This window comes from Pedobacter sp. SYSU D00535 (assembly GCF_017355855.1).
GTDB lineage: Bacteria > Bacteroidota > Bacteroidia > Sphingobacteriales > Sphingobacteriaceae > Desertivirga.
In genome coordinates this window covers 146,798-170,472 of sequence record NZ_JAFEWD010000003.1, presented here as the reverse complement: position 1 = coordinate 170,472, position 23,675 = coordinate 146,798, and the positions used below count along the sequence as shown (strand labels likewise).

The 23,675-nt window shown below is 43.8% G+C and carries 23 protein-coding genes; 9 read left to right on the top strand and 14 right to left on the bottom strand.

Annotated elements, in window-relative coordinates:
* Positions 1–214: 214 nt before the first annotated feature.
* From hemW to J4N23_RS08765, 6 genes are all read left to right on the top strand, one after another.
* The gene (gene hemW / locus J4N23_RS08790) at positions 215–1,354 is read left to right on the top strand and encodes a radical SAM family heme chaperone HemW (protein WP_207426590.1); all 1,140 of its coding nucleotides are present in this window, start codon (positions 215–217) and stop codon (positions 1,352–1,354) included.
* 116 nt (positions 1,355–1,470) lie between these two features.
* A complete protein-coding gene (locus J4N23_RS08785; protein WP_207426589.1) occupies positions 1,471–2,349 on the top strand; it encodes a carbohydrate kinase in 879 nt (292 codons plus the stop codon).
* 88 nt (positions 2,350–2,437) lie between these two features.
* Entirely contained in the window at positions 2,438–3,538 is a 1,101-nt protein-coding gene (locus J4N23_RS08780) for a VWA domain-containing protein (protein ID WP_207426588.1), read from the top strand.
* 76 nt (positions 3,539–3,614) lie between these two features.
* Positions 3,615–5,126: a sigma 54-interacting transcriptional regulator gene (locus J4N23_RS08775; protein WP_207426587.1), complete on the top strand. Its 1,512-nt coding sequence runs from the start codon at positions 3,615–3,617 to the stop codon at positions 5,124–5,126.
* Positions 5,127–5,220: 94 nt separating this feature from the next.
* Positions 5,221–6,480, top strand: coding sequence for a metallophosphoesterase (locus tag J4N23_RS08770; protein WP_207426586.1), 1,260 nt, complete (start codon positions 5,221–5,223; stop codon positions 6,478–6,480).
* Positions 6,481–6,502: 22 nt separating this feature from the next.
* A complete protein-coding gene (locus J4N23_RS08765; protein ID WP_207426585.1) occupies positions 6,503–7,408 on the top strand; it encodes a UbiA family prenyltransferase in 906 nt (301 codons plus the stop codon).
* A 72-nt stretch (positions 7,409–7,480) separates the two neighbouring features.
* Here the strand turns inward: J4N23_RS08765 and J4N23_RS08760 are convergent, their stop codons facing one another.
* Genes J4N23_RS08760 through J4N23_RS08750 form a run of 3 tightly spaced genes read right to left on the bottom strand, consistent with a single transcriptional unit; the run spans position 7,481 to position 11,728 of the window.
* Positions 7,481–8,167 (bottom strand): response regulator transcription factor, encoded by a 687-nt coding sequence (locus J4N23_RS08760; RefSeq protein ID WP_207426584.1) that lies wholly within the window; start codon positions 8,165–8,167, stop codon positions 7,481–7,483.
* A 1-nt stretch (position 8,168) separates the two neighbouring features.
* Entirely contained in the window at positions 8,169–9,836 is a 1,668-nt protein-coding gene (locus J4N23_RS08755; protein WP_207426583.1) for a sensor histidine kinase KdpD, read from the bottom strand.
* A gap of 11 nt (positions 9,837–9,847) precedes the next feature.
* Positions 9,848–11,728: a S9 family peptidase gene (locus J4N23_RS08750; protein ID WP_207426582.1), complete on the bottom strand. Its 1,881-nt coding sequence runs from the start codon at positions 11,726–11,728 to the stop codon at positions 9,848–9,850.
* A gap of 155 nt (positions 11,729–11,883) precedes the next feature.
* Between J4N23_RS08750 and J4N23_RS08745 the strand changes: the two genes are divergently transcribed.
* From J4N23_RS08745 to rfbC, 3 genes are read left to right on the top strand one after another with little or no spacing between them, the layout of a single operon-like run.
* Complete coding sequence (locus J4N23_RS08745; protein WP_207426581.1) at positions 11,884–13,695, top strand: tetratricopeptide repeat protein; 1,812 nt, start codon at positions 11,884–11,886, stop codon at positions 13,693–13,695.
* Positions 13,696–13,722: 27 nt separating this feature from the next.
* The gene (locus J4N23_RS08740) at positions 13,723–14,025 is read left to right on the top strand and encodes a DUF4286 family protein (RefSeq protein ID WP_207426580.1); all 303 of its coding nucleotides are present in this window, start codon (positions 13,723–13,725) and stop codon (positions 14,023–14,025) included.
* A gap of 2 nt (positions 14,026–14,027) precedes the next feature.
* The gene (rfbC, locus tag J4N23_RS08735; RefSeq protein WP_207426579.1) at positions 14,028–14,576 is read left to right on the top strand and encodes a dTDP-4-dehydrorhamnose 3,5-epimerase; all 549 of its coding nucleotides are present in this window, start codon (positions 14,028–14,030) and stop codon (positions 14,574–14,576) included.
* 60 nt (positions 14,577–14,636) lie between these two features.
* Here the strand turns inward: rfbC and J4N23_RS08730 are convergent, their stop codons facing one another.
* The 11 genes from J4N23_RS08730 to J4N23_RS08680 all read right to left on the bottom strand — a co-directional run bounded on the left by J4N23_RS08730 (position 14,637) and on the right by J4N23_RS08680 (position 23,672).
* The gene (locus J4N23_RS08730) at positions 14,637–15,467 is read right to left on the bottom strand and encodes an OmpA family protein (RefSeq protein WP_207426578.1); all 831 of its coding nucleotides are present in this window, start codon (positions 15,465–15,467) and stop codon (positions 14,637–14,639) included.
* Positions 15,468–15,477: 10 nt separating this feature from the next.
* The gene (locus J4N23_RS08725; RefSeq protein WP_207426577.1) at positions 15,478–16,140 is read right to left on the bottom strand and encodes a DUF2461 domain-containing protein; all 663 of its coding nucleotides are present in this window, start codon (positions 16,138–16,140) and stop codon (positions 15,478–15,480) included.
* Between the two features lie 388 nt (positions 16,141–16,528).
* Positions 16,529–16,804, bottom strand: coding sequence for a hypothetical protein (locus J4N23_RS08720; protein WP_207426576.1), 276 nt, complete (start codon positions 16,802–16,804; stop codon positions 16,529–16,531).
* A 57-nt stretch (positions 16,805–16,861) separates the two neighbouring features.
* Positions 16,862–17,401 (bottom strand): DUF420 domain-containing protein, encoded by a 540-nt coding sequence (locus J4N23_RS08715; protein WP_207426575.1) that lies wholly within the window; start codon positions 17,399–17,401, stop codon positions 16,862–16,864.
* A 7-nt stretch (positions 17,402–17,408) separates the two neighbouring features.
* On the bottom strand, positions 17,409–18,101 hold the full coding sequence (locus tag J4N23_RS08710; RefSeq protein ID WP_207426574.1) for an SCO family protein: 693 nt from the start codon (positions 18,099–18,101) through the stop codon (positions 17,409–17,411).
* A complete protein-coding gene (locus J4N23_RS08705) occupies positions 18,101–18,448 on the bottom strand; it encodes a cytochrome C oxidase subunit IV family protein (RefSeq protein WP_207426573.1) in 348 nt (115 codons plus the stop codon). The genes J4N23_RS08710 and J4N23_RS08705 overlap by 1 nt, the downstream gene beginning before the upstream one ends.
* Before the next feature lie 17 nt (positions 18,449–18,465).
* A complete protein-coding gene (locus tag J4N23_RS08700; RefSeq protein ID WP_207426572.1) occupies positions 18,466–19,158 on the bottom strand; it encodes a cytochrome c oxidase subunit 3 in 693 nt (230 codons plus the stop codon).
* 6 nt (positions 19,159–19,164) lie between these two features.
* Positions 19,165–19,743, bottom strand: coding sequence for a cytochrome c oxidase subunit 3 (locus J4N23_RS08695; RefSeq protein ID WP_242689165.1), 579 nt, complete (start codon positions 19,741–19,743; stop codon positions 19,165–19,167).
* Positions 19,744–19,757: 14 nt separating this feature from the next.
* Entirely contained in the window at positions 19,758–20,630 is an 873-nt protein-coding gene (gene cyoE, locus J4N23_RS08690) for a heme o synthase (RefSeq protein ID WP_207426570.1), read from the bottom strand.
* A gap of 10 nt (positions 20,631–20,640) precedes the next feature.
* Positions 20,641–21,696 carry a heme A synthase gene (locus J4N23_RS08685; protein ID WP_207426569.1) on the bottom strand — a complete coding sequence of 352 codons (1,056 nt, stop codon included), beginning with the start codon at positions 21,694–21,696 and terminating at the stop codon, positions 20,641–20,643.
* 80 nt (positions 21,697–21,776) lie between these two features.
* Positions 21,777–23,672, bottom strand: a complete 1,896-nt coding sequence (locus J4N23_RS08680) for a cbb3-type cytochrome c oxidase subunit I (protein WP_207426568.1) — start codon at positions 23,670–23,672, stop codon at positions 21,777–21,779.
* Between the last annotated feature and the right edge of the window lie 3 nt (positions 23,673–23,675).

Genomic DNA, 23,675 nt, shown 5'->3' with positions numbered 1-23,675 from the left:
TCATCTGTCAAAAACCAAAAAACTACGGGATTAGCAGAAAGTTATGTATTAATTTCGATAGGCACAGGCAGATGCCTAATAAAGGTAAAACTTTTGGTTAACTAGCAAGAAATCATTTTATAAACATTTGTTCAGGTTTTTAGCCTACCCTCTTTCCTGCCCTTCCGATAACATTTTTTGCAGTCCGGCAAATTTTTGAGCGTAACTTTGCATAATGGCCGGCATCTATTTACACATTCCTTTCTGCAAACAGGCATGTCACTACTGCGACTTCCATTTTACCACCTCCTTTAAATATAAGGACGAGCTTCTACGGGCCATGCATAAAGAGATGGAACTGCAGAGCAACTATCTCCAGGGAGAGGAGATTCAAACGGTTTATTTCGGTGGAGGGACACCTTCTTTGATTGGAGCATCGGAGATTCAGAAATTTATAGATCAGATAGCGGCTACCTTCTCGCTTGCAGCCAACGCGGAAATTACTCTCGAAGCAAATCCCGATGATCTGGATGCGATAAGTGTAAAAGCGTTAAGGGAAACTGCGATCAACAGATTCAGTATCGGCATTCAATCGTTCTATGAGGAAGATCTGAAATGGATGAACCGTGCTCATAATGCTGTTGAAGCCGAAAGTGCTGTTAAACGAGTGCAGGATGCAGGGTTCGAAAACATCACTGTTGATCTGATTTACGGTTATCCACTTCTGAGCGACAAAAAATGGAAAAGCAACATCGCTAAGGTTATAGAATTTGAGGTACCCCACGTCTCCGCCTATTCCATGACGGTGGAACAAAAGACTGCCCTGGCCCACTCCATCCGCAAGGGAACTCAGCCGGGGATGAACGATACGCAGAGTGCTGAGCAGTTTATTATTTTGATGGAGATGCTGGAGGAAGCTGGGTTTGAGCACTACGAAATTTCAAATTTTGCAAAGCCAGGGTGTTACTCCAAACATAACTCCAACTATTGGAAAGGAGTTTCCTATCTGGGATTAGGGCCCTCCGCGCACTCCTTTAATGGCGAAAGCAGACAATGGAACGTAGCCAACAACAGCAAGTATATCGAAGCTCTTCAGTTGGGCCAACTAGCTGCCGAAACAGAAAAACTAAGGACGGAGGATAGGGTGAATGAATACATCATGACTGCGCTGAGAACAGCCTGGGGGCTCAACTTAAACCACCTTCGCTCTGTTTATGGATCGGATGTCGCGGCCGCCATCGCAGGAGACGCTCAGGAATTTATTGAAAAAGGATGGCTTCAAGTTAGTGACGAAATCATCACGCTAACACGGGAGGGGAAGCTTTTTGCAGATCACATCGCTGCCGAGCTTTTTGTAGATTCAGAAATCGGTTGAGGTCCAATCATTTCCGGTCTTTCCCCGAAGTTCTTATTTCGAAAAATACTTTCAAGATCTAAAACACTTTTTCCTGATTTAGCATTTATGAATTACCCTCTTTAAAATAGCGCCTTATGCATCAGGTAATATGTTTTGGTGAAGTTTTGTGGGACAAATTGCCCAGCGGAAAAAAAGTGGGCGGAGCGCCTTTGAACGTCGCGCTTCACCTATCCCGGCAGGGTGTAGATAGTCGGCTAATTAGCAGCATTGGCCGCGACGAAGAGGGCCAGGAATTAAAACATTTTCTGAAACAGTATAAGCTCGATTTTTCTCTGGTACAGGAGCATTTTGACTTGCCAACGGGAATAGTTGATGTAGAACTGGATGAGTACATGCAAGCCAGCTACATCATAGTCGAACCAGTTGCCTGGGATGAAATCTACTTTAATGAAGCACTATCCCGCATTACGCAAGCTGCAGACGCAATGGTCTATGGCAGTCTGGCAGCCAGAAACGAAATAAGCCGAAAAACCCTTATGCAGTTGCTGGCACTGGCTAAGTTCAAAGTGTTTGATATGAACCTTCGCCCGCCTCATTTTAGTTCTGTAATTCTTGAGGAGCTGATGCAACACTGCAACCTTTTGAAGATCAACGAACATGAACTGGATTATCTTAAAAATTTATACCACCTTCGGGGATCAGACACAAAAACCCTGCTTACCGAGTTAAGCATTGCAATAAACACTCCTACTATCTGTGTTACTCTTGGCGCCGAAGGAGCTGCAGCGTATCACGAAGGGGAGTACTTCAGCCATAAAGGATTCAAAGTTACCGTAGCAGACACTGTGGGTGCCGGCGATGCCTTCTTGGCCAGTTTCGTGAAAGGATGGCTGGATGAGCTCCCGGTAGGGACCATTCTAACCCAGGCTTGTGGAGCGGGTGCGCTCGTAGCTTCTAAAACCGGGGCTACACCTGACTATACCCTCAGCGACATCGCGGCGATCATCGGTTAAGCATCAATTTTACATCCCCTTAACATCCCCTCTGCCACAAACTATTAACTTCGTTTATCCGTTATCATTAACTGAAGAAAGGCGAAATATGCGGGGTTATTCATTTTCCAAATATGTTCCACGTGAAATACCAAAGGGTGGATTTGATGAACTGCTAAAGCTTTTCCTCGAACTACTTAACTATACCGCCGGCGACGCAAACGAAGCTTTAGCCTGGATGAACGAACTTGATAAGCAGTACAATCTGACCACCGATGAGTACGGCATGGGCGATTTTATTGACGACCTGAAGCAGCGCGGGTATATCGACAACGATGATAACAACCCAGGGGGCTTTAAGATAACAGGCAAAACCGAGCAAAGCATCCGGCAGTCGGCGCTCGAAGAGATTTTCGGGAAACTAAAAAAATCAGGAAAGGGGAGCCACAACACGAATCTATCGGGGCTTGGAGAGGAGAAAAACGCCGACCGGCGGGAATTTCAATTTGGCGACAGTCTTGATCAAATTGACATGACTGCCTCCATCCACAATGCACAGATCAATCATGGCATAGGCGATTTTACTATGACGGAGCGAGACCTGGAAGTCGAAGAAAAAGACTACAAGACCTTGACCTCTACCGTGCTGATGATTGACATTTCACACTCGATGATCCTGTATGGAGAGGACCGCATCACGCCGGCAAAAAAAGTGGCAATGGCGCTGGCCGAATTAATTCGGACGAAGTACCCCAAAGATACTCTCGATATTGTGGTTTTTGGGAACGATGCCTGGCCGATCACGTTAAAAGACCTCCCCTACCTTCAGGTGGGACCGTACCATACCAATACTTATGCTGGCCTCGAGTTGGCGGTAGATATTTTACGGCGCAGGAAAACGCACAATAAGCAGATCTTTATGATCACCGACGGTAAGCCGACCTGCTTAAAAGAAGGAGCGAAATACTACAAAAACAGTATAGGTCTGGATAGAAAGGTGGTGAACAAGACGTTGAACAAAGCGGCCGAATGTAAACGACTTAACATCCCCATCACTACATTCATGATTGCACGGGACCCCTATTTACAACAATTCGTCAGGAAGTTTACCGAAATAAATGGTGGTAAAGCTTTCTACAGCTCCTTGAAAGGCTTAGGTGAATATATCTTTGAAGACTATATCCGCAACCGGAGAAGAACCGTAAGATAGCCAGCATCCGAAGCTGCATCAATTTGCAGAAGAGCACAGAAACAGCTCACGCTGAGCATCAACAAAAAGAAAAACAATGAACAAACTACTTGATATTAAAACATTTGGTGAGTTAAAAAAATCTGGATATACGCCGCGCTCCATAAAACAGGAACTACGTGAAAATCTGATCAAACAACTTAAGAATAAAGAAGCTGGTTTCGAAGGAATCATTGGGTATGAGGACACGGTGATGCCTGATCTTCAAACTGCGATCTTGTCACAGCATAATATTCTGCTGCTAGGGCTGAGGGGACAAGCAAAAACGCGTTTAGCAAGGTTAATGGTGAACCTGCTGGATGAGTACATTCCCTATGTAGCGGGATCAGAACTGTATGATGATCCCTTCGCACCGATTTCCTGGTTTGCCCGAACCAGCATCGAAGAACAGGGAGACAACACTCCCATCGCCTGGCTACACCGATCAGAACGTTATACAGAAAAATTGGCTACTCCCGACGTAACTGTTGCGGATCTAATTGGTGACGTTGACCCGATCAAAGCTGCAACCCTGAAACTTACGTATTCGGATGAACGGGTAATTCACTTTGGACTGATTCCGCGCGCTCACCGGAGCATCTTCGTCATCAACGAGCTACCGGATTTGCAGGCGCGTATTCAAGTAGCTTTATTCAACATCCTACAAGAAAAAGACATTCAGATCAGGGGCTTCAAACTACGGCTTCCCCTCGATGTCCAGTTTGTATTTACGGCAAACCCTGAAGATTATACCAACCGCGGCTCGATTGTTACCCCGCTGAAAGACCGTATCGAAAGCCAAATCCTGACCCACTACCCGAGAAGCATCGATATCTCCAGGAAGATTACCCAGCAGGAGGCATCCTTAACCAAAGAACAACGGGAAACTGTGGAAGCCGACGGTTTAGTGAAAGACCTGGTGGAACAGATTGCGTTTGAAGCAAGAAATTCAGAGTATATCGATAAGAAATCAGGTGTGTCCGCAAGGCTTACTATTTCGGCCTACGAAAACCTAATCAGTACCGCCGAAAGAAGGATGCTGGTAAATGGAGAAAAGCAAACCTTCGTGCGCATCTCCGACTTCCTTGGTGTAATCCCTGCCATCACCGGCAAAATTGAGCTGGTTTATGAAGGCGAGCAGGAAGGTCCGGCGAAAGTGGCAAATATTCTGGTTGGAAAGGCCATTAAAACGCTCATGATCCAGTACTTTCCGGATCCGGAAAAGCTAAAAAGATCAAAAGGTAATAATCCTTACTCCGAAATTATCAACTGGTTCGGCAGTGGAAATAGCCTGACTTTACTGGACGACCAGTCGCAACAGGAATATAAGGACCTGTTACATTCAGTACCCGGATTAAAAGCTGTAATAAAACAATTCCATCCCCGTCTAAGTGAAAACCAGCAATTGTTATTGATGGAATTCTTGCTTCATGGCCTTTCTGAGTTTTCGCAAGTCAGCAAATCGTTCCTTGATAAGGGATATGCATTCAAAGACATGTTTGGCAGCTTGTTCAATGCCTCCTTTAACGATGATGATGACGAAGAAGGCTTCGATGACGACAAGTATTAAGCCAACAAGTATTACTTTTGCCCGATTAAGTTGCCGAAGAAATTATTTCAATCGGCCTTAACGACTTTTGAACTAAAACGGACTTTTCATAAAGATGTCAGATCGCATTATTCCGCTTCTTATTATCAGCTCACTACTGCTCATAATCGATTGGTATATTCTCAATGCTCTTAAAACCTTAAGCAAAAAGAAGACAGAAAAAACCAGAAACACCTTCACCTACATTTGGTGGGGCTATTCTTTTCTGTTGATTGCAGGGGTTTTCGCCAGCATTTTCTTCAATCTGATCCTTTCCATCCGGGCCATTATTCTGGTCGCTTTCTTTTTGACCTTTGTTACAAAGGTATTTTACCTTCCTTTTCTGTTTGCTGACGACATCAGGCGGGCAATTATCAAATGGACGGGCAAAAAGAAGCAAGAGCCAGCTTTGTCGAAAGCGAGCAACACCGCTTTGGAGGAAGATAAAATTCCACGGTCAGAGTTTCTGGTGAAAGCAGGACTCGTGATGGCCTCAATTCCGCTTGCCTCCTTAACCTGGGGAATAGCCTCAGGAGCACACGACTATCAGGTAAAACGACGGAAGCTCTACCTCAAGAATCTTCCCAAGGCTTTTGATGGCATACGGATGGCTCAAATTTCAGATGTGCATTCAGGCAGCTTTTATAATAAAAAAGCGGTGCTGGGCGGCGTAGAAATGCTAATGGCTGAAAAACCTGATTTTGTGTTCTTCACTGGTGATCTTGTCAACAACGTTGCTTCTGAGATGCGCGACTATCAAGACATCTTCTCGAAAATAAAAGCGCCTCTCGGCGTCTACTCGGTATTGGGAAATCACGATTACGGTGATTATTATTATGGGAAGGGCCCCTCGGCTGCAAAGGCTAAAAACCTTGCCGACGTGAAAGCAACGCACAAGAATATGGGTTGGGATTTACTATTGAACACCCATAGGCGACTTAAAGTAGATGGCGAGGAAATTGGAGTACTGGGCATAGAAAACTGGGGAGCGGGACGCTTCGTCCGCCATGGGCGGCTTGATCTGGCCGTGCAAAACACCGACGACTTACCTGTGAAGTTGCTACTATCGCACGACCCGTCACATTGGCGTGCCCAGGTCCTGGGACAAACAAACATTGATGCAATGTTCAGTGGCCACACCCACGGAATGCAATTTGGTGTACGATTAGAGGAACTGCAATGGAGCCCGGTTCAATACATCTATAAGGAATGGGCAGGCTTGTACCAGGAGCAAGAGCAGCAATTGTATGTAAACGTTGGATACGGTTTTCTGGGCTACCCGGGCCGGGTTGGAATATTACCCGAAATAACTATATTTGAGTTAAAGCGGGCTTAACCGTCTTTAAAACAATAGTTTAATGCCAGACCCCCGATCGTTTAGCATACAAAAAACCATCAGGCAAACGTTAGACTTCCTGCTTTTCAGCAACGTTTTTATAGCTCTTTGTGCTGTAGCTCAAGCTTGTGTAACCTATCATCTTTTAGATGCCCGGTGTGACGAGTACGTGCTGGCACTACTATTTTGCTCGACGTTAGCGCTCTATAACTTTAGCGCTATTATGTCGAAGCCGGCAAAGCCTGAACAATCACTGTTCAGGCGGGTAAAATGGGTATTTTCGCATTACCGGATGATCATTACACTTACCTTGATCGCCGTGCTTTCGATCATCCCCTTAGTGCTGTTTGTATCTACCGCCTCGAAGGTCCTGTTGTTTTTCCTGGCAGTAACTGCCGTCACCTACAATTTGCCGATTTTCAGCATCAATGATAAAAAGTTTGGTTTGCGAAATGTGCCGGGCTTGAAGCTGTTTCTCATCGCCCTGATCTGGTCCCTCAGCTGTGTCCTGCTGCCTATTCTGGAGATCGGGCAACAGGAGGACTTTAACGTTTCGGTCAACAACACCATTCTTTTAATAGCAAAGCGCTTTCTCTTCATTGCTGCCATCACCGTACCTTTCGATATCCGGGATCTGTACCAGGACAAACGGTACGAGCTGAAAACGATTCCCGTTATTTTGGGCGAGAAAAAGGCTTATTATTTCTGTCAACTTCTGCTGGGAGCCTATGTAACGCTGCTTTTTGCCTTCACACAAGAGTTCGACGCATATTTCTTCGCCTTAACACTGACCATCGTACTCACCGGGTGGCTGATCTTCAAATCGGAATTTAAGAAAAACGAATACTACTATTTTCTTCTCCTTGACGGGACGATGATCTTACAGTTTATTCTGGTTTATCTTGCCAGTCTGGTTAGCCCACTGTAAGACTGTACCTATCCGGAGTTTTAGGTAGAGACAACAAGACAAAAAAAAAAACCGGTCGCCCGGTTTTCATGCTTATGCTACAAATTTATACCCTATTCCCCGTACCGTTTGGAGATAATGAGGTGAGTCCGGATTGTCTTCAATCTTCTTACGCAGCCGTACGATGTGCATGTCTAGCGTGCGCGTGTTCACATCCGAATTATATCCCCATACTACCATCATCAGCTCATCCCGGTGAATCACCTTATTGGCATTTTTAAGAAAATAAAGCAGAATTCGGTTCTCAAGAATAGTAAGTTCGATCTTCTTTCCATCCTTCAATAGCGAATGAGTATTCGGATGATGTTCCATATTTCCGAACTTGCCTACCTCAGAGCGTTCGTTGTTAATTACAAATTTCACCTTGTTCTCAATCAGCGCTACCAATACGTCCATGTTAAACGGCTTAGTGACATAGTCGCTTACTCCGAAACTATAGGCATCAATCTTATCAACGTCCTGCGCTTTAGCAGTCATCATAATCACGATGTTTTCAAAACCTTTTTCCCTCACGGCCTTGCACACATCCGATCCTTGTTTTCCTGGCAGCATCCAGTCCAACAATACAATTTCTGGCTTTTCTTCCAGAATCAATTTCTCAGCTTCATCTCCATCCGATGCTTCAAGTACTGTATACCCTTCTGATTGCAGGCGGTGGGCAACCAGAAACCGAAGGTTTTCATCATCTTCAACAATGGCAACTTTGATATCTTTCTTCATGTTAGTCATTATAAGGAAGTATTATAGTAAACTCAGAGCCGACTCCGACTTTACTCTTTACAGAAATCTGTCCGTTCATAAAATTAACCAGTTCTTTGCAAAAAGCCAATCCCAGGCCCACGCTACCCTGCTGGTTGTACTGACTTTGAATGCGGTAGAACTTCTGGAAAATATTGTTCATCTCTTCTTTGGGGATGCCAATACCCTGATCAGCAAATCGGAAGATAATATTGCCCCTCTCTAAACTAATAGAAATATCCAGGATCTTTCGTTTGGGCATGGAATATTTATAGGCATTATCAATCAAATTCTGAAAAATGCTGGTAAGCAATACAGGGTCGCTGTTAAATCGCTCTACATTGCGGATATCATACTTGATCTCAAACTCCGGATACTTGATCTGGTAAGCATCAACAAGATTCTGAACAAAAACGTCGAGGTTAATCTCCTCCTTTTTGATTTGAATACTCTGGTTTTCGATCTGTGTGAACGACAGCAGCTTGTTCATCAGATCATTCAGCTTATCCGCCTCCTCATCAAGAATTTTTCCATAATGCAAACGCTCCCGCTCTGAAAGCTCTTTTGCGCTTCTGATATTATTCCCGGCAATCTTGATTACACTTACAGGTGTCTTAAACTCGTGAGTTAGGTTATTGAGGAAGTCGTATTGCAGCTTGAACAGGCGGTTATTGATATAGAGGTTCCTGTAAATCAAGTAACCGATAAAGCCGAGCACCAGATATACAACCAGGATAATTAGCGCCACCGGCAAGAATTTACTATTAACCCGGGACAACAGGTGTTCTTCAGTGGACCTGAAATAGAGCTTATAATCGGCAAAAGCGCCTGATAGTGGTATTTCCGTAGTAACGTACCTGTCGCCTTCGCCCACCGCCTCATAAACAATTGGTTTAATAGTCACGAATTGATAGAGTTGTGGGTGGCTATTTACCACTCTGAACTCGTAGGCGTTAAGTTTAAACGATAGCACATCCTGCTCAAAAACAACCGGTCGCTCTGAGGGGTCAAACATCAGCTGTTTAAATACCTTCAGATCTTCCTCCCGGGGGATATTCATATACGTTACGCGATTTTGCGTGATATTGTAAAATACGTTTGCAAACTCTTCGCCTGCCATTGCCTTTACCGAGTCTGTAACCTCAACATGCGCAGCTAATTTCCCGGCAACTTTATTAAACTCCTCCAGGTAACGCAGTGAAATAGGACCCTCATTTCGACGGTGATAAATAAGCGTAAAATTGGTGCTATCTCTTTTGAATTGATAAATGGAGACCGGGGATATATAGAGATTATGCGATCGAAAAGCAATCGGTGAAGGCCGGTTCGAGATCTGAGTATCGTAAAAGACGATGCTGGAAATAAACTTGTACTCCCGCAAAACAGTGTATGCAAACTTTGCAGCAGAAGTAGAATCAAGGTAGCCTTGATAAAAAGAGACCTCAGGCAACGTGTTCTGAAAAAAATCATTATAGGGCCTCACGGTTTCCTCCAGCACATCTATTTTTTTTGCCTCAAACTCACTTCGAACTTGGTCTTTCGTAAGATTATAAGCGATAGACAGTGCTGCCAGCAAAGACAATAGCACTAAAACGATGAAGGTTATATTAAGGAAGAAATTTTTCCGGTATGAAGAAGCTTGAAATCTCATTCCACAAATCTCTATTTCAGATTTTTTTCAAGAAAATCTTCCAACTGCCTGTAGAAATCAATTCTGTTCTCGGGGTTACGCAAGGTATAACGCTCCTTCTCTTTCACGATGTAGGTAACAGGAATTTGCCTTTTCTTGAGCTCCTTCACAAACTGGTTTGTTTCGTTCACCTTAACCCGTGGATCCTTCGCATCCTGCGCAATCAGAACCGGAGCTTTTATCTTATCCGCATGAAAAACAGGAGAAACGGCTCTCAGGTAATCCATGTCCTTTTCGGGATTCCCTACCATCTCATAATACATCTGGAGGATAGGTTTATAATAAGGCGGAACGGCTTTGAGATAGGTAAACAAATTTAAATATCCCGACTGAGAGGCACCGCAGACATACAAATCGGGTTGAAAACAGAGGCCATGCATGGCGCTGAACCCACCGAAACCGGAGCCGTAAATAGCAATTTTCTTTGGGTTGGCTACGCCTTCACTAATCAACCATTTTACTCCATCCGTAATATCATTCTGCATATCCGTTCCCCACTTTTTAAAGCCACTGATCCAAAACTGCTTCCCATAGCCATCGGAGCCCCGATAGTTGATCTGGAAAACGGCATATCCCCTGTTGGCCAGAAATTGCACTTCGGCACTAAATCCCCAGGAGTTTCTATTGGACGGACCTCCATGAGGCAGCACCACTACGGGTAAATTTTTAGCGGTTCCGTTCAGAGGCAGGGTCAGGTACCCATGGATTACCTTTCCGTCGCGGCTCTTGAAAGATAGCGGCTCCATTTTACACATCTCTTCCTCTTGAATAGAAGAGTTAACATCACTAAGCTTCAGAAGTTTATTATCAGCTGTTGTATAGAGGTAGAAGGCACCGGGAGAGCGATCAGTAAACGTTTTAACAATGTATTTCGTGCCTAGAGCGTCCTGATCAACTAGAACGATCTCTGTATTCGGCATTTGCTTCTGCAAAGCTGCGTAAACAACTCTTGAAGAATCGTCTATATAGTGCCGTTCCTTTTTCCAGGTTTCATAACCAGCGAAGATAAGTTTACGGCGTTTGTTCGAGTAGCCCCCTTCGGAAACATCCACCTCGTCATGACTAAAGATCGTCTCCATCTCTTTACCCGTATTGCAGTTGAATTTGACAAGATGCAGCTTGTCGCGATTGACATTCGACAATGCATAAATACAATTCTTGTTGCTTCCGCAAAAGCCTACAGGAATAATCCGGCTCTTGAAGTTATTTGAGATAACAGGCTTAAACCGATCATTCTCACTGATCCGAAATAGCAAGGTTTCATTCACACCGTCGCTAGCCATTGCCATCCTAAGCTTTCCATTCTCGTCGGCATACCATTGGAAAATGTTTCCTGGATTTTTCTCCTCCAGCTTCAGGTCGCCAGTGCGGAGATTGAGGCTATAGGCATCAAACACGGTAGAGTCGCGCCTGTTCAACCCCACCAGCACCCGGTTTCCATAAAAATTTTTGGTATTGATTAGCTTCAAATTAACCCGTTCATCCGAAATCAGCTCTTTAAAATTGCTCCCATCTTTAAACACTGAATACAGGAAAGCGCCACTGCTCCGATCCGTTCTGAACAACAGCTGATCATTGCTGGCCCAACTATAATAAGTAACGTTACTATTGTCTATTTCAGTGATACGTTTTACATTTTTGCCATCCAACGTTTGGACGAAAATATTAAGACGATTTTTGAAGGGTTTCAGGTAAGAGATGTACTGTCCGTCAGGGGAAATCTGGAAGCTAGTCATTTCAGGGCTTCTGAAAAAGTCCTCAACGGGGACAATTCTTACATTTTTACCCTCCCGACAGCTGGCACCGATCCCTAACAGAAAAATACATAAAACGATCTTAACTATAATTTGCATAAGCATCCGAACCCCTCTGTGAAAAACCAAGTTTGAATTACTAAAATAACCGTTTTAGGTTTTAAGAGAAGTAACATTTAGAATACAGCATTTTTACATAGATACATTAAAACAAAGCATTAGTCGTTATCTTTAACTAGCAAGGATAGCGCTGCATGAAAAAACTGGTTCTGCATTTACTACTCATTTTTACTATCTCCTCCGCTTTCTCTCAAAGAAGCAATGAGGATGCCCTGGCTGCGCAATATTATCAGAACGGCGAGTTTGATAAGGCTCTCACTATCTATGAGAAGCTTTTCAGGCAAAATAGCGCGGGCTACTACGACCAGTATCTGAATTCCCTTTTCAACTTAAAAAAACATGATGAAGCAGAAAAGGTGATCAAAAACATGATAAAAACATTCCCTGACAACTACACCTACCAGGTAGATTACGGGAAATTACTGCAGGAACGCGGTCAGCAAGAAAAGGCGGCCGACTGGTACAACGGCCTGGTTCGGAATCTTCAAAAAAATGAATACGCTATCCGCGAGTTGTCAATCAACTTCTACCGTGCTGATGCGTTTGACTATGCCATAAAGACGCTGCTGAACGGCAGAAAAGTTTTAAATGACGACATGGCATTTGCCTTTGACCTGCTGTCTTTGTATCGCTTTCAGAAGAACAAGCCCATGCTGGTAGAGGAATATATTAACCTGATGAGTGTTCCGCAGGAGAGCGATCAGATCGTGAATCAGGCGAAGAGTACCTTTTCGATGGTATTTGAAACACCGGAAGATTACAATGGGCTAAGACAAACGCTTATCAAAAGACTACAAAAAAATCCTCAGAACCTTGCCTATTCTGAGCTGCTTTCCTGGGTCTATCTGCAGCAGAAGCAATATGATTTAGCTTTGCGGCAGACGATCGCGCTTGACAAACGATTGAAGGAAGAAGGAGACCGTGTATATGATTTGTCGCTTTTACTTGTAGCTAATAAAGCTTACGCACCAGCCGTCGAAGGTTTTCAATACCTGCTTACCAAGGGAGATAAAAACCAATATTACATCCCTTCCAAAATCCAGATCCTCAGTGCTAAAAGCGAGCAGCTTACTGCCAGGAAGTTTAGTCCGGCAGAGCTCACTACCCTGGAAAAAGAATACCTGGAGATGCTAAAAGAATTTGGTAAAGGCAGGAACACTGTGTTTGCGATGCGACAATTGGCACGGCTGCAAGCTCAGCATCTGGGAAAAGCGAAAGAGGCCGAACTTCTATTAGAGGAGACTCTAAAAGTACCAGCCTTGCCCCCCTCTATAGTTTCCCAAATTAAGCTGGAACTAGCCGACGTCTACATACTAACAGGTGAAGTTTGGGAAGCTGCCTTAATTTACGGCCAGGTAGAGAAAGATTTCGCGAACGAGCCCGCGGGCCAGGAAGCAAAATTCCGGAATGCCAAGCTTTCTTATTTTCAGGGGGATTTTGCCTGGGCTAAAGCCCAGCTGGACGTATTGAAGAGCTCCACCTCTCAACTAATTGCAAATGACGCACTGAATCTGAGTTTGCTAATTCAGGAAAACACCGCCACAAGAGCGGATACAAATGCGTTAAAGATCTATGCTCGTGCTGACCATTACATCTTCAGCAACATGCTGGATAAAGCGTTAACGGCGCTCGATAGCATTAACGTGCTTTTTCCGGGAAATTCCCTGGCCGATGATATCCTGATGGCGAAATCAAGAATCTATTTAAAACAAAACGATTTGTCGAAGGCCACAGCACAATTGCAACTTATCGTAGACAATTTTAGCTTCGACCTATGGGCCGACGACGCTCTTTTTATTTTGGGGGATCTTTATGAAACCCGGCTGAATGACGCCGAAAAAGCAAAGGTGTTCTACCAAAAAATAATCACCGACTATCCCGGAAGCCTGCATGTTACTGAAGCACGGAAGCGCTTTCGTACTTTGCGTGGCGATTCACTGGGCTAAGCTGAATTTAAAGTTTTATCTTCGCGAATGATTTTATACAACATCACGATAATCATTGATGATGCCATAAATGAAGAGTGGTTGAATTGGATGAACGATAGATTTATTCCAGAAGTAATGGATAGCACGCTGGTGGTTTCCAAACGGCTTCTTAAAGTTCTTGATTCGCCCAATGAAGGCACCACCTATTGTCTTCAATTCGTCATCGATACCGTTGGGAATCTGAAAGATTTTCAGGAAAATCACATCCCAAAAATCATGGATCTGCATGCAGCAGAATTCAAAAATAGATTTGTTTCCTTTAGCTCCTTGATGGAATACGTAGATTAATAATGAACTTCATCCAAACCTCTATCCCCGACTTAATTATTATTGAACCAAAAATCTGGAAAGACGATCGCGGCTACTTCTACGAAAGCTATAACAAGAAACTTTTTAGCGAAGCAGGTATTGACGAAGATTTTGTACAGGATAATCAGTCCTTCTCCCAACGGGGTACACTACGGGGGCTTCACGGACAAGCAAACCCATTTGCTCAGGGAAAATTAGTACGGGTTATCCAGGGAAGGGTCATTGATGTCGCAGTAGATATCAGGAAGGGCTCAGCAACTTACGGACAACATGTAAGCATTGAAATGAGCGGCGATAACTTTAAAATGTTCTGGATCCCACCTGGATTTCTGCACGGTTTCGTCACCCTTGAAGACAACACCATCTTCAGCTATAAAGTGACTAATCTGTATGACAAGGCCTCTGAGATCGGTGTGATATGGAACGATCCTGAATTGAATATCAAGTGGGGGTTGAGCGAGGACGAGGTGATCTTGTCCGCAAAAGACAAAGTACTTCCTCGCTTTAACGAATTCAACAGTCCTTTCTAAAACTTAAAAAGCTGTAATGAGTCTCATTACAGCTTTTCCATATAATTTTTCGAACGTCTCTTACTTTATTAGATCGTACAGTTCATCAAGCTTTGGCGAAAGAACGATCTCAATTCTCCGGTTGCGGCTACGTTCCTCAGGTGTGTTACCACTTGCCAGGGGCTGATACTGCCCTTTCCCGGTTGCCGTAATCCTCGTATTTTCGATCTTCTGCACGTCAGTAAGGTAACGAACCACTGAAGTGGCTCTCAACACACTTAAGTCCCAGTTATCCTTAATCTGACCCAAATTAGCAACCCGCTGATTGTCGGTATGACCTTCCACCGAAATATTGATTTCCGGCTGCGTCTTCAAAACCTTCGCAAGTTCAGTGAGGGCTTGCTTCCCTTTTTCATCAATGATGATACTTCCCGTATCGAAAAGGAGTTTGTCAGTCAGCGAAACGTATACCTTACCATGCCGAATCTCTACCGTAAGTCCGCTTTGTTGAAAACCCAGCAATGCCTTCTGGAGCTTATCGCGAAGTGCGTTAGTCGCTTCGTCCCGCTTGCGCAAGATATCTTCCACCTCTTTCAAGCGGGCTTCCCTTTTCTGAAGATCAGCAGACAGCTTCTTAATTTCTGACGAACTATTAGCCCTTAAAGATGCGTAATTAGCATCCAGGCCGGTAAGCTTAGCTTCCAGAGCAGCTATTCTATTATTAAGAGAAGCCGTATCTGCACGCAGACGAGTCAACTCCTCCTCCAAGCTAGTAATTTTAACATTTGCGCCGTTCAGGCCATTAGCAAGAGAATCACGCTCTGCCACCAGTGTTTTGTATTTTTTTGTAGATAAAACTACACAAGAACTGAGGCACATAGTCGTAAAAAGTAGGAAAAACAATTTCTTCATAATTGCAATATTAAGCAATGGCATTACGTAAAAAAACGATTAAAGGATATAATTTTTCGAAAGCTGCCTGCGCTAAAGCGTTTACCTTAGGGCTAGATAGCTCAGCATCTGTCACCAACCGGCTAACGGTAAAGCTCTTAAGCTTCAGATATTCGATCTCAGGATGATCGGCAGAATAGCCTTTTGGTACAGTCTTTAACTTGCCCTCTGTATCGAGATCCCCAAACATCTCCTTAAAAGCGGCATCGTTAACTAAGTCATGAAAGTCGCTTGCATTATAGTCGATCTCTTGCCTTATGGCTTTCAATTCCTCCGCTCCGGGAAACCAGGAGCCTCCCGCAATGAACGACTTTCCCGGCTGGATATGGAAGTAATATCCGGGCCCCTTAAAGTTTTTCCCATTTCCAGAAATGGCAATGCCAAAATTAGTTTTGTAGGGCGTTTTGTCTTTGCTGAAACGAATATCCCTGTAGATCCTCATCACACAGTTTTTGGGGTCGAGATCAGCTGGCACCGTCGGATCAATTTCAGATAATATTTTTATAAGAGCCAAAGTAAACTCATAAACGTTCTCTCTGGCACTTTCATACTCACTCTTATGCTCCTGAAACCATTCCCGGTGGTTGTTTTCCTGGAGCTTGGAAAGAAAATCTAAGGTGGATCTAGTAATCATTTATCAAGATCAGGGTTATATTTTACTTTTGAGACAACCAATGCAGAAAAATTACCCGCGAATACCGGTAATTAAATGGAACGAGCATCAAGATCACGGCAAAAATCACCCCGAGATAGAGTAAAGGACCTTAAGCAGTAACATAGAAGGTCAGAAGGGCTGTTCCTGCATTTCGGCCACGTTAAAGGCCTAACTTATACATAGTGCTGCCTAAAAGTAGCCCGGCTCCACCTCAAACTTCAAACCTCAGTTCGGGCAATGCTCGTCCATTCGTTGCACTCCCAGACTATACGTGGCTCCGGGAAAAATTTTTCCTCTCCGGCACCTGGGGCACCTTGACTCAGCTACTGCTTTGAATATTGAAGTCATCAGCCTTCAATATCTCCACTTAATTGAGATGAATTCTTTCTTCCGGCAGTTCGATAGTAACGTTCTTCTTCCTATATCGCTTGTACCATAGATAACCTACTGCAGCCACTGCCAAATAAGGTGCAGCGAGCAAGTATAGAATCCCATCGTTCAACCCCTTCCCTTGTGTATTTCCGTTTTGCACGGAATTCTCTGCATTCATACTACACATAGCACACTGAGCAGAAGCCTGGTTATGAAAAGTCAGGACCATCCCCAAGCATAAAGCGACAACACAAAACCTAAAAACTTTCATAGTACAAAATTATACTAAAGATCCCTATAAACGACTATCCTGCTATCATTTTCCAGGCTAAAAGGTATAATAAGGGGCAATCATTACATAAACAATTACGCCGGTCACCGTTACATATAACCATATCGGGAAGCTCCAACGCACGAGCTTCCGATGCCGCGCAACATTCATCTGGAGTCCACTATAAAAGCTAAGTAACACCAGTGGTAGGACGACCGCGGCAAGGATTATGTGTGTGATCAGGATAAAATAATAGATATATCGCACCAGCCCTTCGCCTCCGTAACTAGTACGAATACCTGTTGCATGAAAGATGATATACGAAACCAGGAACAGAGAAGACAGAATAAACGTAATGACGTTAAGTATCTTGTGCGTACGTATGTTGCGATTCTTAATTTGAATTAGGGAAATCACCAAAAGAACGCTACAGGTTCCATTGATAAACGCATTTAGCCTCGGCAGGTTAAATACCCACTGAGGGACCTCAGTCCCTTCCGGGAAGATATTAATAACTTTCGCCTGCAGTACGGCGACAACTAAAAAAACAAAAATGGAAACAACTGTAACCAGTCGTAAAACTACCTTGTCGTTCATACCAAATTTAGTAATGGGCCACCTGACGCAGCTCTTCAGCAATCTGGACCTTTATTTCGTCCAATAATTTATCAACCTGTTCTCTACTAGAAGCATCGTAAAAACCACGTATGCGCTTTCTGGGATCTACCAGCACAATTATCGGACTAGTCACCGTATCTCCTGTTTTTCGCTCGAAGACATCAACTAAAAACTCCTTCCGCGCTAGATCGGATATCTCCCCCGAGTTGCCTCCTAAAAACCTCCAGTTGGCACCATGTGTGTTGAGTGAGTCGGATAGTTTGGCAAGCACTGCGGAATCGTTGCCGGTTTTATCAACCGCAATAGAATAAAAGAGAACCATTTGGTTATCGTTGTAAACTTCCGCCACTCTTTGCATAACGGGGATGCCCGGACAAGTTTTACACTTTGTGTCAAAGAAATGAACGACCGCTATCTTACCCGTATCAGCCGGAAAAGCTACCGAGTCGCCTGTTCTACCGACAAGCTTAAAATTACCTATTTGATGATAAATGGTGTCCGGAATTTTCTTACCACGTTTTGTGTGAAAGGTAGAAGCAACTTCCTTAGGCCCGTAAATACTGAGAGGACGGTATCGGTTTTTCCCTTTTTCCTGTAGTAAATAATATAAAAATCCTGGTACCGCAAGGATGGATACCAGGATTAAAACTTTTTTTAAAGAAGAAGATTTGTTGCTCATTAGCGAGGCATATGAGTATGGAGATATGCTCCTTCTGTCAGCATCAAGACAATAAAGTAAACTATAAAAACTAGTGAAACAACAATGCTGGAGATGAAGGCATATTTCTCAAACTTCAAGTGCATGAAGTAAGCAACGATATAGAAAGCCTTCCAGAGCGTCAGAACAATATAAATAAAGTTCGCTACCCCCTGGCTCATTCCAAACTTAGGAATAACAACTAAAGCGATAAAAAACTCAAGCGCTGTAATTCCCAGCAAATAGAAGAATACTTGCCAGATCTTCTTTTTAGACATTGAGGCATGTTCATCATGCCCATTATCGTGTGAATGTGTATGTTCAGCCATTTCTGTAAAATCTAAAGTTAAACCAGATAAAAGAAGGTAAATACGAAGACCCAAACAAGGTCTACAAAGTGCCAGTAAAGACCTACCTTCTCAACCATCAGATAGGTACCGCGTTTCTCAAAAACGTTACCCAGGGTCATAAACAGGATTATAATGTTGATAATTACCCCGCTAAATACGTGGAATCCATGGAAGCCTGTGATGGTAAAAAAGAGATTGGCGAACTGGAGAGCGCCGACCTGCTCGATACCTTTATAACTTTCAGGGATACTTCCCCACCAATAACCTTCATGATGCAAGTGTGACCACTCAAGAGCCTGACAGCCAAGGAATGTTATTCCACCGATGATAGTCCAGATCATCCAGTTAACTACTTCCTTTTTCGAACCTCTATGGCCTGCTTCTACCGCTAGTACCATCGTAACAGAACTCATGATCAGGATAAAAGTCATGATACCCACAAAGACAAGAGGATAACCATGATCCGCTACCCCGGGAATAGACTGGAATACAACATCAGGATCAGGCCAAAAAACTTTACTAAACCTTATTGCACCGTAATAAATCAAAAATGCGGAAAATGTAAAAGCATCTGACAACAGGAAGAACCACATCATGATCTTTCCGTACTCGACATTTACTGGCGAGGTGCCACCGTCCCAGGCGCCCGTTTTTACTTCGTCTAATTTCGAAACAGTAGTAGTACTCATATTAAGTTATTGGTTCAAAAGTAAGAAAACATATAAATAAATCCATAGTATATCCAGAAAATGCCAGAAAATGGCGGCCATCTCCATCCGAAAAACGTTCTTTACCTGAGCAACGCTTTTGAAAGTTCCGGCAAAACTAGTTAGCAGCACTATGAGCCCCGCAAAAATGTGGAGTAAATGTGCTCCCGTTAGTACATAAAGAAAGGATTGAGAAGCATTTGGGTTTACAAAATAGACGCCGTTCTCAATCAAACCTCGCCACGAAAGCAACTGCATGACAAAAAATAAGATACCCAACACGATGGTGATGGCCAGGAACAGGCGCTGTCTGCTAAATTGCAACTTCTTTGCTGCCCCATATGCAAGATGCATGGTTACGCTGCTGGCTACAATAGCGATAGAGCTATATAAAAACAGCTTTGGCAGGATCATTTTTATTCCTCTCGAGGGGTCGCCGGCCGTGTACACAATAAAGCCACTGGTTAAGGCAGCAAAAAGCATGAAGGACGTGATGATGAATAACCACATCAAAAATTTCTTGGGTCTCAGGTTTAATCTATCCTGATCAACAGAACTCGGTACCATATACGTCAACATATTTATCTAACAAAATCAAACAACAACACTAACTGAACTAAAGGCAAATAAAAAAATGAAGTGAACATTACCTTCCTTGCGGAGGAAACATCAAGGTTTCTATACAACAGATAACCATACCAAACAAATACCAGTCCTGCAATTAATGACACTCCACCTATTACATAGCCACCGAAGCCCATAAAAGTGGGAATCAAACTTACCGGCACAAGTACGATGGTGGAAAGGAAAGTCATAAAAGCGCTGATCTTATCCCTTTTTGTAGTAGGTAACAATCTGAATCCGGCCTTTTTGTAATCATCGTCGAGTACCCAGGCAATTGACCAGAAATGCGGAAACTGCCACACAAACTGGATCAAAAAGAGGATGATTGGTATCCAGGAGATTTGCGGATTGTCGAAAGCCGCGAAATAGCCAATCAGCGGTGGCAAGGCTCCGGGAAATGCTCCAACAAAGACAGCAATCGGGCTTTTCCGCTTTGATGGCGTGTATAAGAACGCATATAAAAAGATCGAAAAGACTGACAGGACACCTGTAAGAAAGTTCAGCCGAACAAGAATCAATGTCCCAGCTAAGCCCATGAACAGACTCAAAACCAGCGCCTGCCCGGTAGTCATCCTACCTGCAGGAATCGGGCGATCACTCGTTCTTGACATCAGTTTATCCAAGTCCTTTTCAATAATCTCATTGAATCCATTGGCCGCTCCGGTGACTAAAAAGCCGCCTATAGTCAAAATGATCCAGTTGATCCAGTTAATCGCCCCTTGTTCCTTACTTCCGATGAGGAAGGAAACAGAAGCTGAAAAAACCACTAAAAATGTAAGCCTAAGTTTAATAAGCTTCTTAAAGTCCGATATAAAACTTCCCTCGCCCAATTCTTCCTAATTATTTGTACAATTTACTTTGCTTAAGGATTAGCAACAGATAGTACTGTGCTCCGAAGGCCAAACTCGCTAGCAGGATATGCAGGGCTTGTGATACCGGTGGCAGCGCCATGTAAGAAAGTGTAATCCCGGTGATTAACTGCGCAAATATCAACAGCACCACATAGCTAACGAACTTGAATTGATGGCTATTCCCAAGATATTTCCTTCTCATAAGGACCAGAAGCGCAAGATTAACCAGCAACACTAAAATGGACAAGTTCCTGTGCAAGCTAAAGCTAAACCCAACCTGCGATACCCATGAATCACGATTTGCGAAGTCCAAAGCCGTTGCTATAGCATCTATACCTTCGCGGACCTCTGTCCCGATTGCGATTTGAACTACCGTAAGGCCAACAGAAACTACTGCCAGTGTTTTTATCACTCCAGGCGCTTTGTTTGCCAGTATTTGCCTGTCCCTTAAAATACGGGCATGGAAATAAGTATAAATAGTGATCCCAACAATTGCCAGAGCCAGTAACATATGAATTGTTACTACCCAGGATAATAAATTGGTGGAGACCACAATCGACCCCAGCCAAGCCTGAAATACTACTAAAAAGAGATTAAATACGCTCAGGAAAAAGATTCTCTTTTTCGACTTGATGTAGGTTAGGGAGAGTACGGCACAGGCTAGCAACACCAAGCCAGTAAGTGCGCCAATTAAGCGATTGACATACTCTGTCCAGGTCTTTGCCGCATTAAAGCTCTCCGGCTCCAAAATACTCTTGTCGTTTCTGATCTTTTCAGCTAGGGAGCCAAAACCCAGAAGATCTAAACTTCTGGCGAAACGCTCATTTTTTTTAACCCGCCCTTCAACGAACTTATGCTGATAACCCTCCGGTAGCTGTGAGACATGCGTTGGAGGTACATATTGATCGAAACACTTCGGCCAATCCGGGCATCCCATACCAGAACCCGTACTTCTAACTACCCCTCCGGCAAGGATAAGGACAAAAAGCGCAACTATCGCTATCAGATTAGCTGCAAGAAACCTCCTTTCGCTTGACGGATACATATCTCTCTTTATACAAATTTGGGGTATCTGTAAGTAATTAGCTTACGGCAGATACCCCAAAAATTTAATTTATTTTGCTATTAAACCCCTTGTTCAGCTTCTGCCTGCTGCTTTTTCTGCCATTCTAACTGAATACGCTCTGCCTCTGGATTTCCTTCGAAATCATGTGGAAGATTAGAGCTCATGGTTTGAGAGAAAGGTGTCGTCTGAGGGATAAAGTCCTCAGAGTGACCAGGTTTGCTGTAGTCGTAAGGCCAACGATACACCGTTGGTATTTCACCCGGCCAGTTACCGTGCAGGTGTTCTACCGGCGTTGTCCACTCCAATGTATTAGATTCCCATGGATTTTGAGTAGCCTTCTTTCCGTAGAAAATTGAGTAGAAGAAGTTCCAAAGAAAGGCAATCTGACCAATAGCAGCTACGATGGCAGCCCAAGAAACGAATGTATTTACAGTTAACCATTCTTTCATGAATTCGAACTCGGTGAAAGCGTAGTAACGGCGAGGCACGCCATCCAGTCCCATAAAGTGCATTGGGAAAAATACCAGGTATGCACCGATGAATGTTAACCAAAAGTGTAGGTAAGCTAGTTTATCGTCCATCATTCTTCCGAACATTTTCGGGAACCAATGGTAAACACCACACAGCATACCGAAGATAGCTGCAGATCCCATTACCAAATGGAAGTGGGCAACTACGAAATAGGTATCGTGAAGGTTAATATCCAATGCTGCATTACCCAAAAAGATACCAGTTAAACCTCCGGAAATAAAGAAGGATACCAACCCGATTGCAAATAACATTGCTGGAGTAAACCGGATGTTTCCTCTCCACAAGGTGGCTAAATAGTTAAACGTTTTTACAGCTGAGGGTACTGCAATGATCAGCGTAGTAATCATAAACACCCCTCCAAGGAACGGGTTCATACCAGTTACAAACATGTGGTGTCCCCAAACGATGAAGGAAAGAATGGTAATACCGATCAAGGAATAAACCATCGCGTGGTACCCGAAAATTGGTTTACGGGCGTTAGTCGCTATTACTTCAGATGTGATACCCAAAGCAGGCATAATTACAATGTATACCTCTGGGTGACCCAGGAACCAGAACAAGTGTTGGAACAGGATTGGGCTTCCCCCCTGCTGAGGCAAGATTTGACCTTGAACAACGATGTCTGAAAGATAAAAGCTGGTTCCAACGCTACGGTCAAAGATTAGTAACACCACACCTGCAACAAGAACCGGGAATGAAAGTACCCCTAGTACAGCTGTAAGGAATAACGCCCATATGGTCAAAGGCATTTTCCAGAGGTCCATACCTTTAGTACGCATGTTAAGAATAGTACTGATATAATTCAAAGCACCCATCAACGAAGAGGCAATGAACAATACCATACTCGCCAACCAGAGCGACATACCTGCTGCTGATCCGGAGATAGACTGTGGTAAGGCCGAAAGTGGTGGATAGATAGTCCAACCGGCACTTGCTGGTCCGCTTTCTACAAAGAAAGAAGTCATCATGATCACGCACGCCGCAAGGAAAAACCAGTACGATAGCATGTTCAGGAAGGGAGAAGCCATATCTCGTGCGCCTAACTGAAGCGGGATAAGTAAGTTACTGAATGTACCACTTAAACCAGCTGTCAACACAAAGAACACCATGATGGTACCATGGATGGTTACCAGGGCCAGATAGAAGTCCGGCTTAATACGTCCGCCTTCTGCCCATTTACCTAAAAATGTTTCCAGCAAAGGAAAACTTTGATCAGGCCAACCCAGCTGAATACGGAAAAGGATCGAAAGAAGCATCCCGATCACCCCCATAATAATTCCGGTGATAAGGAACTGCTTAGCGATCATTTTGTGATCCTGGCTGAAGATGTACTTGGTAATGAAGGTTTCGTGGTGGTGATGACCGTGGTCATCATGCCCATGTCCTGAGTGCTCTATTGTATTATGAATTGTAGTGCTTGACATAAT